The organism is Streptomyces sp. NPDC093149 (genome assembly GCF_044754145.1).
In the GTDB taxonomy this organism is placed as follows: Bacteria; Actinomycetota; Actinomycetes; order Streptomycetales; family Streptomycetaceae; genus Streptomyces.
The window spans coordinates 1-1408 of sequence record NZ_JBIVON010000077.1; the positions used below are offsets into that span (position 1 = coordinate 1).

1 protein-coding gene is annotated in these 1408 nt (G+C 63.3%); it reads right to left on the reverse strand.

The annotated features are described in order from the left end of the window. Positions 1-349 precede the first annotated feature (349 nt). Positions 350-796: a hypothetical protein gene (locus tag ACIQCZ_RS42580; protein WP_376470771.1), complete on the reverse strand. Its 447-nt coding sequence runs from the start codon at positions 794-796 to the stop codon at positions 350-352. Between the last annotated feature and the right edge of the window lie 612 nt (positions 797-1408).

Sequence of the window (1408 nt, forward strand, 5' to 3'; positions counted from 1 at the left end):
CACTCCGCATTCGTCAGATCCCCACGTCCCATCCCACCACCCTGACCTCAACACCCCACCCCTGTCAGGAGATCCGAGAAACAGACCCTAACCCTGTCGCCAACCGTCATCGGATCTCATTGGATCTGAGTCACCGTCAGGCCCCCGAATCACCTGGTTCATTGGACGCGTGCGGTGCCTGTCGTCATTGGAACGTTTGACGACAGGTAGGGACAATGTCGAAGCGCTCGACAGAGCGCCTGTCCTGTGCCATCGGACCTTGGGCGTGTGTCACCGAAGTTTGACCGGCCTCTCAGAAGCCCCGCTCCCACGGGGCCACGAGACACGGGTCTTCGGCTCTCATGGTCGATCAGTTGGCTGGTGGGGAGTCGTACAGGTCGTGCGTCTCGATGCCCAGGTCGGAACTGAGGTGAAGCCGGCGGCCGCTTTGCTGGATAGTGCCATGCAAGTCAGTCGTCACCCCCGTCAGCCCCAGCGGCCCCACCGGCAGGTCGATCTCGTTGCCGTGCTGCGTGCCCTGGAATGACTTCGGTTCGCTCGACGTCGCCCAAGGGGCTGAGTGGCTTGCCCGTTCCTGGAGCGTGTACGTCCCGTTGATGGGGCCGTTGTCATCCTGAGACGTCCAGCTGAGAATCTCGCGCTGATCAGGGGACGCAGGGTCAATGCCGTAGAAGGTGTGCTTGACGATCTTGTGGGTCGGCGGTGTCGTCTGTGTCGGCTGGCTGTCGTTGCAGCCGGGAAGAACCACCACGGCCATGGCGATGCCGACGGCAATTAACGGGAATCGAGGGCCCATGCGCATTCACTTCCTTGCGTGACGTCGATGACTGCTTCTTGCCCTGACTGGAGCTTCGAGTCGAGCTTCAGGTCTTGCGAAACTTCAACACCTAGGTTGGCCAACTAGTGGGGCCTCTGGCCAGAGCGCTCAAGCTTCGATGACACGAACTTGCGTCCGTCAAGGTTCGGTGGCACGCGGTCAAACTTCGGTGACACCGGACAGCGCCGCTGAGATTGGAAGGCAGCCGGAATACGCCGGAAACGTGCCATAGGCCGTCTGCGGTGATGATCTGAAGCCCGCTGGCCCACCGGTGGGTCACCCGTTCGTGAGGGTCAGCCGAGATATGGCCGGACGGGATAGCAGGGCCTGTCGGCCGGCCCCCTGCGCCTGAACCTCGGCGCCCGGGGCCGCCGCTTGTGCCGCGGCCCCGGGCGCCTTCCTCGCAATGCCTTCGTCTCAGCGACGGCGCCATGGCCTCGCACCAGCCCGAGCACTCCCGCCGGGTCTTGCGGTGGCAGGCGCAGAAATTCCGATGCCCCCGCCCGTGCGGAAGCCATCATTTTCGGATCAGAAAGCGATCGGGTCGCCTTCGGACGTGCAGTCGGATCCGATGACAACCTTCGCCGGGAA